The sequence below is a fragment of the Paenibacillus sp. LHD-38 genome, from assembly GCF_031157315.1.
Taxonomy (GTDB): domain Bacteria; phylum Bacillota; class Bacilli; order Paenibacillales; family Paenibacillaceae; genus Pristimantibacillus.
In genome coordinates this window covers 92,526-105,498 of the sequence record NZ_JAVIFU010000008.1, presented here as the reverse complement: position 1 = coordinate 105,498, position 12,973 = coordinate 92,526, and the positions used below count along the sequence as shown (strand labels likewise).

General features: G+C 50.7%; 11 protein-coding genes. 3 read left to right on the top strand and 8 right to left on the bottom strand.

Going from position 1 to position 12,973, the window contains the following annotated elements:
• Positions 1–593: 593 nt before the first annotated feature.
• The 5 genes from RCO25_RS09170 to RCO25_RS09150 form a co-directional block, all read right to left on the bottom strand.
• The gene (locus RCO25_RS09170) at positions 594–1,376 is read right to left on the bottom strand and encodes an enoyl-CoA hydratase-related protein (RefSeq protein WP_308995845.1); all 783 of its coding nucleotides are present in this window, start codon (positions 1,374–1,376) and stop codon (positions 594–596) included.
• Positions 1,377–1,439: 63 nt separating this feature from the next.
• Positions 1,440–2,984 carry an acyl-CoA carboxylase subunit beta gene (locus RCO25_RS09165; RefSeq protein WP_308995844.1) on the bottom strand — a complete coding sequence of 515 codons (1,545 nt, stop codon included), beginning with the start codon at positions 2,982–2,984 and terminating at the stop codon, positions 1,440–1,442.
• Between the two features lie 84 nt (positions 2,985–3,068).
• On the bottom strand, positions 3,069–4,208 hold the full coding sequence (locus RCO25_RS09160) for an acyl-CoA dehydrogenase family protein (protein WP_308995843.1): 1,140 nt from the start codon (positions 4,206–4,208) through the stop codon (positions 3,069–3,071).
• 18 nt (positions 4,209–4,226) lie between these two features.
• Positions 4,227–4,568, bottom strand: a complete 342-nt coding sequence (locus tag RCO25_RS09155; protein ID WP_308995842.1) for an AtuA-related protein — start codon at positions 4,566–4,568, stop codon at positions 4,227–4,229.
• A gap of 3 nt (positions 4,569–4,571) precedes the next feature.
• Positions 4,572–5,939, bottom strand: a complete 1,368-nt coding sequence (locus RCO25_RS09150) for an acyclic terpene utilization AtuA family protein (RefSeq protein ID WP_308995841.1) — start codon at positions 5,937–5,939, stop codon at positions 4,572–4,574.
• Positions 5,940–6,217: 278 nt separating this feature from the next.
• On the opposite strand from RCO25_RS09150, the gene RCO25_RS09145 reads away from it, so the two are divergent.
• Positions 6,218–7,402 (top strand): glycosyltransferase family 4 protein, encoded by a 1,185-nt coding sequence (locus tag RCO25_RS09145; protein ID WP_308995840.1) that lies wholly within the window; start codon positions 6,218–6,220, stop codon positions 7,400–7,402.
• A 61-nt stretch (positions 7,403–7,463) separates the two neighbouring features.
• Positions 7,464–8,432 carry a metal-dependent hydrolase gene (locus RCO25_RS09140; protein WP_308995839.1) on the top strand — a complete coding sequence of 323 codons (969 nt, stop codon included), beginning with the start codon at positions 7,464–7,466 and terminating at the stop codon, positions 8,430–8,432.
• A 193-nt stretch (positions 8,433–8,625) separates the two neighbouring features.
• On the opposite strand, the gene RCO25_RS09135 is transcribed toward RCO25_RS09140, so the two are convergent.
• Positions 8,626–9,708 carry a glycoside hydrolase family 172 protein gene (locus RCO25_RS09135; protein ID WP_308995838.1) on the bottom strand — a complete coding sequence of 361 codons (1,083 nt, stop codon included), beginning with the start codon at positions 9,706–9,708 and terminating at the stop codon, positions 8,626–8,628.
• 221 nt (positions 9,709–9,929) lie between these two features.
• On the opposite strand from RCO25_RS09135, the gene RCO25_RS09130 reads away from it, so the two are divergent.
• The gene (locus RCO25_RS09130; protein WP_308995837.1) at positions 9,930–10,835 is read left to right on the top strand and encodes a helix-turn-helix domain-containing protein; all 906 of its coding nucleotides are present in this window, start codon (positions 9,930–9,932) and stop codon (positions 10,833–10,835) included.
• Between the two features lie 55 nt (positions 10,836–10,890).
• Here the strand turns inward: RCO25_RS09130 and RCO25_RS09125 are convergent, their stop codons facing one another.
• Both RCO25_RS09125 and RCO25_RS09120 read right to left on the bottom strand, forming a co-directional pair.
• Entirely contained in the window at positions 10,891–11,925 is a 1,035-nt protein-coding gene (locus RCO25_RS09125; protein ID WP_308995836.1) for a glycoside hydrolase family 76 protein, read from the bottom strand.
• Entirely contained in the window at positions 11,922–12,965 is a 1,044-nt protein-coding gene (locus RCO25_RS09120; RefSeq protein ID WP_308995835.1) for a glycoside hydrolase family 76 protein, read from the bottom strand. The genes RCO25_RS09125 and RCO25_RS09120 overlap by 4 nt, the downstream gene beginning before the upstream one ends.
• Positions 12,966–12,973 lie beyond the last annotated feature (8 nt).

The window sequence follows — 12,973 nt, the reverse complement described above, 5'->3', positions numbered from 1 at the left end:
AGATCGGACGTACTATGGACTAATCTAATGTTACTTTAGGATCGCTCTACTAGTTTATGAAGCAACTTCATTAAATAGTGAAGCTGCATTCACTATTTTCGAGCCTCACGGGAAGCCCCAGCAAATAGTGAGTCTAACCTCACTCGCCGTGAGGCGAGCCTCACGGGAAGTGAGCTTTCCCTCACTAATTCCTCAGAAGTCCGATAAACCGCCTAATATAGTGAGATTCTCCTCACTAAATAATGAGGTTACCTCACAACCACCATCAGTTTGCCCGTACCCGCAGATACCTCACATCCACCAACAGTCGGCGCCGTACCCGCAGATACCTCACAACCACCATCAGTCGGCGCTGTAACATTCATATGTACAGGTCTCGAATGCGCCACAGCACTGAAATAGAGCTAGAAATTAGATCTATTTCTTCCAAAACTAAAAATTAGCTCTACCTTAAACGTGCTGCTCGACCTCAAGCAACTCTCACCCATCCGGTTAACTGCTAACTTGAGGAACGATTAATTGCAAAAAGCCCCGCTCCTAATAGTGAGGCTGGATAAAATCGACTGTTCCCCTCGCCGCTAAAAAGGTACCCGCTACTCCCCGGTAAAACGGGGAGAGCGCTTCTCGCGGAACGCCTCCAGCGCCTCCAGCCGGTCTTTTGTCGCGATGACCGCTTCATAAGCTTTGAATTCTAAATCCATGCCCGAATCCAGATCGGTATTTATGCCTTCGTCGATTGCACGTTTAGCCTGATAGACAGCCAAAGGAGCATTGGCGAGTATCTCAGCGGCCAAGCCCTCACTCATTTCCTTCAGCTGTTCCCGGTCATCCGCAACACCGTTCAGTAACCCAAGCTCAAACGCCTGATCCGCAGAAATTTTCCGTGCTGTCAAAATAAGCTCTTTCGCTTTGGACGTTCCAATGAGACGCGGTAGTCGCTGCGTGCCTCCCGCGCCAGGGATGATACCAAGTCCGGCCTCCGTAAGCCCCATCTTAGCCTCACGGATCGAATAACGGAAGTCGCAACATAACGCAAGCTCCATACCTCCTCCAAATGCATAGCCGTTTATTGCCGCAATCGTAGGCTGCTGCAGCCGTTCAAGCGAGGAGAACACCTCTCTGAACTTCTTTACGTTTCGACGTATTTGCTGATCGTTCAGCGTTCTTCGCTCCTTTAAATCCGCACCTGCGCAAAATGCCCTGCCTTCGCCTCCTATGATTACCGCACGAATATCGCGCGGACTTTGCCCGATCATTTCCACCATTTCACCAAGCGCAATCAGCATGTCATAATTAAGCGCGTTCAAAGTATCAGGGCGATTGAGCCGGATATAACCGATATGTCCATGCTTTTCCCAGAGCACCGGTCTGCTCACGCTGTCCACCTCCGCGAAAACCCTTTAACCTATTCCTCAAAAAACCGATACCTTCCTTCCGGATTAAACCGGATAAACAGGATGCTTTCGCTCTGCAGATGCGGCGCTATTCGAGGAATAGGCGTCAAACCGTTTGATTAATTCGCCTCGCAAAGAATTGGCAGGGATAATCCCGTCGATGACCATATCGGAGGCAAGGTTGTAAATGTCGATGTCTTTTACGTATTCTTCCCGCATGCTTGTGATGAAATCGGCTCTTTCGGATTCCGGCAATTCGGCAATTTTATTCGCATACACCGCGTTTACCGCTGCTTCAGCTCCCATCACGGCAATTTGGGCGGTCGGCAAAGCCAGGCAGCAGTCAGGTTCGAAAGCCGGTCCAGCCATTGCATATAAGCCAGCGCCGTAAGCCTTGCGGACAATAACTGAAATTTTGGTAACCGTGGCTTCCGATACGGCAGAAATCATTTTCGCGCCATGTCGAATAATGCCCGCTTGTTCTACTCTTGTGCCTACCATAAAGCCGGGAACATCAACCAGAAACAGCAGCGGAATTTGAAAAGCATCGCACAAGCAAATGAATTTAGCGGCTTTGTCAGCAGAATCGTGGAATAAGATCCCGCCCTTCACCCGAGGCTGATTGGCAACGATGCCGACCGGTCTCCCGGCAAAACGCCCTAATCCGGTTATAAGTTCTTTGGCGAACAGCTTCTTGATTTCAAAAAAGGAGTCTTCATCGATAATCCGTTCAATGAGGTCGTACATATCAAACGCTGTATACTGATTGCCTGGGATAATGTCTTCCAGCGTCTTCTCGAGACTGACAGAAGGCTTCGCGTCCAAGACAGCAGGCTTTTCCGAACAATTGGCGGGAAAATAAGCAAGATAGTCTCTGGCAAGCGCAATCGCTTCTTCTTCGCTGTGAGCGAGCACATCGCCGCAGCCGGATACGGAGCAGTGCATTTTGGCGCCGCCCAGCTTTTCCAAGGTTGTCTTCTCCCCTGTAACGATTTCCACGATCCGCGGCGAGCCGAGATACATGGATGCATTTCCCTCGACCATAATCACAATATCGCAAAACGCAGGAATATAAGCTCCTCCAGCTGCGGACGGACCAAATAATATACAAATCTGCGGGATTTTCCCCGATAGCTTCACCTGATTATAAAAAATTTTGCCTGCGCCGCGCCGCCCCGGGTACATCTCTACCTGGTCTGTAATCCGTGCGCCCGCCGAATCGACTAGATAAAGCAGCGGCACCCGCATTCTATCCGCGGTTTCCTGCATGCGAATCATTTTCTCTACCGTCCTGGCTCCCCACGAGCCGGCTTTGACGGTCGAATCATTCGCAATCACACAAACCGTCTGTCCATTTATTTTTCCTATGGCCGTTACTACTCCGTCAGCCGGCAGTTCCTTCTCTCTGCAGTTGGCAAACAGGGCATCCTCGAGCTCGAATCCCGGATCAAACAACAGCATCAACCGGTCACGGACAAAGAGCTTTCCCTGCTCCGCATTTTTCTCATGATACTTGGAGGCGCCTCCCTGTTTGATCCGATCGATCCGCTCTTGCAAAGCGGCTTTCCCAGGTTCAACTTCATTGGACATGTTCTAGCACTCCCCTTTTAATACCGGGTGGCGTTTACCTTGAAAAGCGTCGATTGCGGCGGCACTCGTTTGTTTCGTTTCCCGTTAACATCCGATTTGAGCTGCGATTACCATCCGCTGGATCTCCGAGGTTCCCTCCCCAATTTCCAATAGCTTGGCATCACGCAAGCAGCGCTCCACTTCATACTCTCTCATGTATCCATAGCCGCCATGAATCTGAACAGCCTGGTCACAAACCTTCATACACATCTCCGAAGCGAACAATTTGGCGATTGCGGCCTCCTTCTTAAACCCTCTTCCTTGATCCTTAAGCCAGGCTGCCTTATAGACCATGTTACGGGCTAATTCTATATTCATCGCCATATCCGCCAGTTTAAACCGGATCGCCTGAAAGGTAGACAAGGTGCTCCCGAATTGCTTTCTCTGTTTGGCATATTGGAGAGATTTCTCGAATGCGCCTTGCGCTATTCCGACAGCCATAGCCCCGATTCCTATTCTTCCACCGTCAAGGACAGCCAGAAACTGCTTGTAACCGTTGCCTTCGATGCCCAGAAGGTTCTCTTTAGGTACGACCACTTGATCTAGCACAAGCTCGGTTGTATTTGAAGCGTGCAGTCCCATTTTCTCGTAATGATTTAACACCGTAAAACCAGGCGCATCCGTAGGAACGATAAAAGCGCTTATGCCGTTCGTTCCTTTCGAAGGGTCAGTTACGGCAGTCAGAACGAGGTTACGGGCATAGCTGGCATTGGTAATAAAACATTTGGAGCCGCTTATCACCCATTTATCCCCGACTGGGGCGGCTGTCGTTCGGGTTCCGCCCGCATCGGATCCCGCATCCGGCTCCGTAAGCCCGAAAGCGCCCAGGTATTGACCTTCGCACAGCGGAGTTAAATAGCCCGCCTTCTGCTCCTCTGTTCCAAACCGGTCAATGGGCGCTCCCCCCAAAGAGATATGAGCGGAATATGTGATTCCAGTGGAGGCGCAGACCCGGCTTAACTCCTCCACGACAATGGCAAAGCTTATGGTATCTGCTCCTCCACCTCCGTATTGCTCTGGAAAAGGAAGCCCCATTAACCCGAGCTTTGCCATTTTCTCGAATATTTCTAACGGAAATGCACCTGTTCGGTCTCTTTCAACCGCCCCCGGAGCAACCTCCGATTGTGCGAACTCATGGATCAAATCTCTGATCATTGTTTGTTCTGCCGTTAAATCGAAATGCATAGCACACGACCTCTCTGCTTATGACATGGAGAGATTACCGTTGTCCCCGGCTTCGATTTCCAACCGCATTAAGCTAGCCGCATAACACTTTCCGAGATTATCCATTCTCGTTGATGCAGAGCCTCCCCCGCTTAATGCCTCCTTGCAAACAAAATTCATCGCTTTGAGATTAGGCACTAAATAACGAGTCACTTCTCCCTTCACCAGTCCATCAAAATGCGTCTTTACCCGTTCAGCGGTTACTTCTCTAATCAGTACTTCATATGTGGATGCATCCGAGGCAAAAACGGCAATATTCACCGTATTCCCCTTATCGCCGGAACGCGCCTGCGCAAGATGCCGAAGCTGTACCAGGGCCATTGCTTACACCTCCAGGACGTTCACCTGAACGCTGCTTTCAACGATTGACCTGGGTACGAGACAGGACCACATGCCAAGCAGCTCACGCGGCTTCATCATACCGAGGAATCCGCCCATTGCAGGAGGGCCGCTAAGCATTAGCGGGGGGACAAGTCTGCCGAGCCTAGCCGCATCTTCCTTGCTGCCCGTGCGCACAGCCATCCGCAAGTACACTTCATTTAACTCTTCCGCAGGCTCCTTCGCAAGCGGCCCATGTAAGGAATTGTAGCCGAGATAATCGGTACGGACTTCGTCATATTGCAAATTCATCCGCTTCATTTGGTTACGAATGATGCGGTCTGCAGCCTTAGCCTTAGCCAATGCATCAGGCCATGAATATCCCCAGATCGCTTGCCCAAGCCAGCCGTCCGCATATCCCATGACAACCTTCAGCGTACCGGGACGTTTCGTTCCGCGGGCGCCTGTCACCCGGACACGATTCACGCCTGCATCCTGCAGTTGCACACCCGTCAGGTCCAGAACGACATCCGGCGTCATATAAGCAGACGGGTCGTGAATCTCATAGAGCAGCTGTTCCTTTACAGTATCTACGGAAACAAGCCCGCCTGTTCCTTCCGTCTTGGTCAGGACAAACTCTCCGTCTTCCCGGACTTCCGCCACAGGAAAGCCGATGCTGTCTAAATCCTCTTCAATAGACTGCCAATCGCCGCTGAAATTACCTCCCGTTGCCTGTCCGGAACACTCCATGAGATGGCCCATCAGTATTCCTTGAGCCAGCCGGTTCCAATCCTCCAGTTCCCAGCCAAATTCATAGATGAGCGGTGCAAGGAATAGCGCGGAATCTGTTATTCGCCCGGTTACGATAACGTCAGCTCCTTGTCGAAGCGCTTCCACAACAGGACCGGCTCCTAAATAGGCGTTGGCGAATACGATGCGGCTCCTAGCGGACTCAATGTCTCTGCCATCTTCCATGTGTGCTAGTGATATCCCCTGCAGTTCCCATGCCTGTAATTGATCTAATACATCATCGCCTGAGACTACCGCCACTTTAAGTCCTTCTATGCCAAGCTCACCAGCGATTCGCATTACCTCCTGCTGAGCTCCAAGCGGATTCATTCCCCCGGCATTGGTCAGAATCTTAATGCCCTTCTCTTTGACAAAAGGAAGCAGCTCCCTCATCGTTACGGAAATGTCTCGTGCGTATCCCTTGGTCCGATCTCTCTGCCGGTCTTTCTGGAGAATGGCCAGCGTTAATTCAGCAAGACTATCGAAGCATAGATATTGGACATTCCCTCTCTTCGCCGTCTCGATTGCAGGTAAAATGGAATCCCCATAAAATCCTTGTCCTGCCCCAATCCGTATCTTCTTCATCTCATCCCCCCCTTCGACTTTTTTCGGCAATGGCTGCTTATGCATGATCTACTCCTCTGTCAATCGTTACTTATTAACCATTGTATGGAGCAGCTGAACACCCTATTCGACTTTCTCTTCCGCAAGGCGGTACGACAAAAAAACAATCTGACTCAAGCCTATTTCAGCTTGAGTCAAATTGTTTTTATTTTAATTCATAAATTCTTTACTCAAATGTACATCAGAGATAATAATCATGCACTACTGTGAGGATATCATCCCGGAAGAGGAGTGATTCAATGCGAATTGCCGTGTTTTCAGACACTTATGTCCCGCAGATCAATGGCGTTGCTCTTACTTTGAAGCGATGGACCGATTATTTGTCCGACCATGGTGTTGAATGCATGCTGTTTGTGCCTACCGCACCGGATCCATCCTATGAAGAAGAGGTGTGCAGGCTCGCCAGTATTCCTCTCCTGCTCTATCCGGAACATCGGTTTGCCATTCCTAATTTGCTGCGTATTCGCCATCAGCTTTCCCGGTTCAAGCCAGATCTTGTCCATATCGCCACCCCCTTCAATGTTGGACTCGCCGGTCTGACTGCCGCTCAGAAACTACACATTCCTGTAGTAGCCTCTTACCATACCCATTTCGACCATTATCTGGACTCCTATCGCTTTCCGCTCGCCCGGGCGTGTTATTGGCCGTACATCAAATGGTTCCATCGTTCCTGCAGCGCCATATTCGCGCCTTCGCTGGAGACGATCAACCGGCTGGAAGACAAAGGGCTGCGCAATCTTGCTTTGTGGACCCGGGGGGTAGACTGCGATTTGTTCACGCCCGAGAAACGATCGGACCGTATTCGCGAGATTTACGAGATTAAGGAGCGGTATCTGCTCCTGTTTGTCGGCCGTCTGGCCCCGGAGAAAGATTTGGATATCCTGCTTCAACTCATGCATCGGCTGCCTGAAGAGATCCGCGGACAGGTCCACTGGCTCATCGTCGGTGACGGCCCCATGATGGAGCAGGCCAGTCAGGAAGCTCCTCCGAATGCAACGTTCGCCGGCTACCAAAGCGGAGAAGCGTTAGCGGAATTTTACGCCTCCTCGGATCTGTTCGTGTTCCCTTCTTCGACCGAAACATTCGGTAACGTCGTGTTGGAGGCTGCGGCGTCCGGGCTTCCCTCTATTGTCGCCGATAGCGGAGGCGTGACTGAGATTGTTCAGAATGGGATAACCGGGATGCATGTCCAGGCGAGAAATGCGGAGAGCTTTCTCGCAGCATTGACCGATTGGATTGACCATCCGGACAAATGGCGGGAGTTCGGGGTAAGAGCCAGAGCCTATGCGCTCTCACGCACTTGGGACCAAGCGATGGAGTCGATTTACACGCGCTGCCTGCAGATCGCAGAAACGGAGCATAATCAGCTGGCCGCCGCAAGACAAACGACGGCAAGCATACATGAAGAAGTCGAGACTGCTTGAAGATGACAGACATTGGAACTGGGTATGTTCAAATCTGAGCTTCAGTAGGAGGTACAGGGTTATGGATACCGGAACTCATCTTCTTCTTGGCGCCACTTTGGGCGGACTGGCGATCTCTCTTGCCGATCCAGCTCTCGTCAGTCATTCGACTGTCGTTTATGGATTATTCGCGGCGACAATCATCGGGTCGACCGCCCCTGATTTCGATGCCGTCATTCGTATTCGCGGGTACAAGTCGTACTTGCGGCATCATCGGGGCTTCAGTCATTCGCTTCTTATGCTTGCAGGGTGGCCTGTTGTCCTCGCCCCTTTGATTGCCCTCACATTTCATGCCTGGGTCCACCTGATCCCGATATTTCTATGGACGATGGCCGGGGTCGTGCTTCACGTCATCCTCGATTTTTTTAATGCATACGGCGTACAATGTTTCAGACCGGTTTCTAAGAAATGGTTCCACGCGAACACGATCCCGATCTTCGATCCAGTTCTGTTCCTTCTTCATGCCGCGGGGCTGCTCCTATGGCTGTTCGGAGTCTTCGGGTCAACGGCTATTTTCCCATTCGTCTATGCGTTAACCTTTCTCTTTATCGGATGCCGTATCCTGATCGGCCGCTTAATGCTGCATCATGTCCGCAGGCATTACGGAATGGCCGGTTACTCCTTCCTGATTCCGCGTGGACTTCCCCACCAGTGGAAATACGTCCATGAGACCGGGCAGGCCTATATTACCGGCTCGATTCGCGGATTGATTCTGAAGGAAGAAGCAATCTTCGAAAAAGAAGAACAGAACGATGTGGTTCAGGCGGTCATGGGCAGCGACGGGGTGCGCACGTTTCTTCAGTTCACGCATCGCGTTCATATCTCCTGTCAAAAACTTCAGAACGGATATAGAGTCGAGCTGCGAGACATCCGTTTTCGACATGGCCATAATCTCCCCTTCGGCATGGATGTAACGTTGGATGAACGGCTGCTGGTAACCGGAGACACGATCGGGTGGAGGAAAAAGATATGGGAGCCTCCTTTTGCCTGATGATCGACCGGGTTGAATAAGTGACCCGGTAATGATCCAGCCGGTAATCGGCACCCCAAATCCTTTATGTCAGCTCACGGGGTGTCCCTCTCCCTAGAAGCTAATTCGAGTAGGCCCGTGCAAATACGCACGGGCCCTCGAACCACTTTATTTATTATCCCCACACCGTAGAGATCTCCGCTGCATGCAACCGTCAAATCACTTCCCGATCGTCGTTTTCCGGTATGGATGGAAAAGGAGCATGCGGCTCAAGCTGGTACCAAAATGCAGTCGAGGCGATATCGCTTTGCTGCGGCAAATACCTTCCTCCTGACCGCCAGCCGAGATCCTGGATTGTTACTTTTAAATCGCTCTGGAACCGGATCGGATCCATGATATGCCACCGATACATCCCGAACCGCTGCTGGCTGCGATATAATCCGTCCGGCTTGATCAGCTGATGCATCCCTAGATACGCAGTCGAATAGGTGGAGTACTTTCCGTTTGGCTGCTCCCAGTTCCAAGCCCCGCCAAAATAGTCCTCGGTGCCTGTTCCGCATATCGTCGGAAACTGCTTGTCTCCGTCCATGTAGAACTTGATTTCGCCTTCGCCCCACCAGCCTGTATTGTTTACCTGCCAGGCCAGGTACGTCCCGATGTATTGTCCTCTACCGGTTACGCCGTCCAGTATCGTATGGACTTCGCCGTACGGTACGGGATTGGATCTTCTCCACTGGGCATGGAAATATGCCATGTCATCCGGTACATCCGTTAAAGTGTAATCAACCTGATAATAAAGCACGACCTTATCAGACTCTTTGTTCTCAACGGTAATTTTGGCATGCTTCCGGAACGGCATCAGCCAGTAGCTGTTCATTCCGCCCGCCGGGTTCACGGCGATGGGCTGCGAATTCACGTCGCATCGTTCCTGCCAACCATTGCAGAAGAAGTCTCCAAGCGGCACTTCGACGGAAGGCTGCTCCTCTTCGTCCCAATACATACGAAGGATCATATTCCTCCAATGAGATGGAGAGGATGTCAGCCAAATATGTTGAATCGCTCCCGGACCGTCAATTTCGGCCATCGTGAAGGTCGCTCCCGCCGCAATTTCCACCGAAGGGGATACCTTCCAGCCGATCCCTAGATCCCGTGCGCAATTTGCGCCGGTTCCTTCCGTTGCCATACCGCCCTTGCCCTTTTCCCCGTTAAAATTTTCAGCGCTTATCGACCGGGTCTGTGCGTCAGAAACTCTAGCTAAACTGCCAATCCCCATCTCTAGACCGTTAAATTTATTCATGATTTCATGCTCCTTTTCATATAATTGCAGCCTTTCAATTAAAGAAATACAACCATGGTTGATGAACTAACCGGGCCATAATATAATAGAAGATGCTTTCTATTCATTGGCCGTTCAAATCATGTTATCGTTTACATTGCTTATGTTATCATAGTTTTTTGGGAACTTCTTTAGTTCAACTTGTTATTATTTGTCCAATCTTGCTATTTTGGAGTGATAGAATGGAAGCGTTTTCCGATACTAAGAAAACATTGATGATTCAGCTCTCGCCCAATGTCCGCAGAGCTTGGAATCATCGTGAATCCGGGATGCGATTAAAATCGCGCATTATATTCGATTATGAGCTGCTTTACTTGGAGAAGGGGGAACTTACACTAAGGATCAACGACTCCATCCATAACCTCCTTCCTGGGGACATCGTATTATTCAAGCCGGGCAAGGAGCATGAGTTTTTGGAATCCGTGGGGGAATGCTGGATGCCGCATATTCACTTCGACGCGCTTTACGCAGATAATCTGGAGGATGTGCCCATCAGCTACAAGAGCTTGGCAGATTGCAGCGAGCAAGAAAAAAGCTGGATTCGCGAAGACGTTCTGGAATCCGTTCTGCAAATACCGGATGTCATTCGGGTCGATAATCACGGAGAAATACTAAAAACGCTGCAGCAGCTCATACATGCTTATGAGCGGCGGGATCTGGATTTTTTCATTTTGCAAAAATCACTCGTTTTAAAACTGATTTATCTGATCATGAAAGGATTGGAAGCTAGCGAGCTGTCTCGGCGCCGGGTTCATCATAAATCGCTTGACGCAGCAGCATCACTCATTATGGAGCGATTTGACCAAACGATCCTTCTTGAGGAGCTTTCGAAGACGGCCACGCTGAGCGTATTCCATTTCTCAAGGCTGTTTAAACAAAAATACGGCCTCACGCCGCATCAATTCCAGATGCGCTATCGCATTGAAAAAGCAAAACATCTGATGATTTATACGCCGCTTTCGATTACGACCATCGCGGAGAAGGTAGGCTACGGCAGCGTCTATGCATTTAGCAAAGCCTTCAAACAGATCGAAGCGATATCTCCCCGAAAATTCATCCACGGCTTTACCGGTTCAAATGAAATCTGATAAAAACGAAGAAGTCCCCGCGCGGCAGCATACAGCTGTTACACGGGGACTTCTCTTATTCCATATGCCTCAGCAGCTCAGCGGCTTCCAGCATCATGACGCCGCTAAGCTGTACGCTTAACTGAACAGGGAGCGAAGGACGGCTCTCCCAGGAAGGACCGCATAGCCCGTTTTCCATATTCAGCCCTTGCTTCGTCAAGATCGCTGCGTTCGCCTTAATCACGTCCCTGACCTCATTCATTTCCGGAGCGACCAGCAGCAGCTGGGCGAAGTAGCGGACTAAAATTCCTTTAAATAGCCCTGTATCGTCAATTCCTTCATCGGGCATTACAAGACTTTCCGGATTGCATAACCTTTCGATGCAGGCATGCGCCGTTCGCTTCGCGTCTTCCAGAAAAGACCGATCATTTGTGCAGCGGTAGAGCTCAACGCCTGCGCCGATGAAAACCCCTTGGCAGTAAGTAAATGCCCAATCATAATCGATCTGCATGTCACCATTCCTGTTGATTCCATCCCATACAAAGCCGGTAGCGGGATCAACCAAATGGTCCTTATTCCACCTATAGATGTTCAAAGCCCAGTCCAGATCTGACTTGTCTCCGAAGCATTGATACAAGCGGGCAGCAAGTATGGCAGCAGGCGCGTTGGCCGGCGTATTTTTATAATCCAATTGACCTTTGTTCCACGCCATGCCGCCGCCGAGCTGCTCGCTCCATGCGGTCTGAATGTCTGCCCACAATTCTAGTGCGCTCTGCTTGTACTTTTCATCCCGGGTGATTTGATGCACCCTGAGCAAAGCTAAAGCGAGCCATTCCATATCATCATAATAATGGTGGAGAAAAGTACCGCCGTTGCTTCGGAGGATGCCATCGTATATCGCCTCAATGCGATTCTGATATTGTCCGTCGCTTGTCCGTTTCAATCCGTCAACGAAAACATCGATGACATGTGCCTGCCACCAGTAATAATAGTTTTCCTCCGGCGGGTTTGCCTCTGGCGGATACCACTGGTTCATAATCGAGCTGCTGGTGTTCCAATAATTCCGGACCAAAGCGTCCTGTACGAAATCAACCCCGTTGTCATGGCTCATCCGTGCTGCTCCGCCATTTTCTCCAACAGCATGACGCCGCTGAGCTGTACGCTTAATGTTACGATTTCCCCCGGATTTTCCGTCCAATTGTGATTGAACAAAGCCTGGCCATCCGCTTTGCCGTTCAGCCACAGCTGCTCGGCATTCACGAGAAGCAGCTGCGCCGCGCGGGCACCGCCCTCTTCCTTCGCAAGCTCGGCTGCGTATCGGATCAGGATACCCTTGAATAAACCGCCGTCGCCCGTTTCCTCATCCGGCAGCACCCCCGTTACGGGATCTGTCAGCTCTGATACAGCGGCGTCGAATGACCGGATGGCATCCTCCAAATAAGCCTGCTCTCCGCTTGCCCGAAATAACTCCACTGCAGCACCAATATAGACGCCCTGACAATAAGTAAACTTCCATTCTTTATCGATTGCCCCGTCGCCTATTCGGTTCATGCCGTCCCATACGAAGCCGGTGTCCGGATCGACAAGATTGTCCTTTTGCCATTCGTATATTTTTTTCGCCCACGCCAGATCACTGTTGTCTTTAAATGCCAGGTATAAGCGTGCCGCCAAAATCGCCGCAGGCGCGTTAGCAGGCGTGTTTTTATAATCAAGCTGGGATTTCTGCCAAGCGATGCCGCCTCCCATATGGTCGTTCCAGCCGGTTTTAATATCCTCCCATAAAACCAAAGCTGCTTGCTTATAAGTCATTTCTCCTGTTGCCGCATAGGCCCTCAGCCAAGCAAGCGCCATCCACTCCATATCATCATAGAGCTCATTTGGCAGCGATCCGCCGTTTCTCTCCAAGATCCCCTCATAGAAAATACGCAGCTTTTCCGCATATCGCTGCTCACCTGTTCTTAACAATCCATCGACCAGTACGTCAACCGCATGCGCCATCCACCAATAATGGAAGATCGTATTGCAGCTGCCGTTTGGACAAGGCGTTTCTATGTTGTACATCTTAATTTCATCATTCCAGAAAAAATGCTCAAGCGCTGCCTGCGCCTCGTCCACCCGCTTCTCCCATACTCCGATTGCCGTTTTGTTCATCGGCCGTC

Excerpts from the sequence above, each read along its gene's own strand:
- RCO25_RS09155 (WP_308995842.1), bottom strand. The coding sequence starts at position 4,568 with ATGGCCCTGGTACAGCTTCGGCATCTTGCGCAGGCGCGTTCCGGCGAT.
- RCO25_RS09120 (WP_308995835.1), bottom strand. The coding sequence starts at position 12,965 with ATGAACAAAACGGCAATCGGAGTATGGGAGAAGCGGGTGGACGAGGCG.
- RCO25_RS09150 (WP_308995841.1), bottom strand. The coding sequence starts at position 5,939 with ATGAAGAAGATACGGATTGGGGCAGGACAAGGATTTTATGGGGATTCC.
- RCO25_RS09160 (WP_308995843.1), bottom strand. The coding sequence starts at position 4,208 with ATGCATTTCGATTTAACGGCAGAACAAACAATGATCAGAGATTTGATC.
- RCO25_RS09165 (WP_308995844.1), bottom strand. The coding sequence starts at position 2,984 with ATGTCCAATGAAGTTGAACCTGGGAAAGCCGCTTTGCAAGAGCGGATC.
- RCO25_RS09145 (WP_308995840.1), top strand. The coding sequence starts at position 6,218 with ATGCGAATTGCCGTGTTTTCAGACACTTATGTCCCGCAGATCAATGGC.
- RCO25_RS09130 (WP_308995837.1), top strand. The coding sequence starts at position 9,930 with ATGGAAGCGTTTTCCGATACTAAGAAAACATTGATGATTCAGCTCTCG.
- RCO25_RS09125 (WP_308995836.1), bottom strand. The coding sequence starts at position 11,925 with ATGAGCCATGACAACGGGGTTGATTTCGTACAGGACGCTTTGGTCCGG.
- RCO25_RS09135 (WP_308995838.1), bottom strand. The coding sequence starts at position 9,708 with ATGAATAAATTTAACGGTCTAGAGATGGGGATTGGCAGTTTAGCTAGA.
- RCO25_RS09140 (WP_308995839.1), top strand. The coding sequence starts at position 7,464 with ATGGATACCGGAACTCATCTTCTTCTTGGCGCCACTTTGGGCGGACTG.